The 261-nt window shown below is 62.8% G+C and carries 1 protein-coding gene; it reads left to right on the top strand.

What is annotated here, in order from left to right:
- Positions 1 to 261, top strand: a 261-nt coding sequence (locus tag HU770_RS26900) for an immunoglobulin-like domain-containing protein (RefSeq protein ID WP_186666621.1), incomplete at both ends; no start/stop codon positions are given.

Here is a 261-nt window from a genome sequence, read left to right as displayed (position 1 = left end):
GTCCCGGCCAACAGCACCAGCGGTTTCGTCACCGTGACTGCTCCGGACAACGTCTACACCGGCACCAATGACCCGGTGATCAAATCGATCGCCAGCGTCGACGGTGCCGACGTCGGCAAGTTCGAGAACCTGGTCCTGGACAAGACCCCAGTCAGCACCGCTGTCACCGACGAGCCAGGTACTCCGGGCAACGAAGGCGACCTGGTCAAGGTCACCATCACCGCCGATCAGGTCTCGGTCGCAGAGAACGTGAAGCCGACC

Origin of the sequence: Pseudomonas sp. SWRI68, assembly GCF_014269165.1 — a bacterium.
GTDB classification, from domain to species: Bacteria; Pseudomonadota; Gammaproteobacteria; order Pseudomonadales; family Pseudomonadaceae; genus Aquipseudomonas; species Aquipseudomonas capeferrum.
Note: the sequence above shows the minus strand (reverse complement) of the source record. Positions and strands in the feature narration are given on the sequence as shown.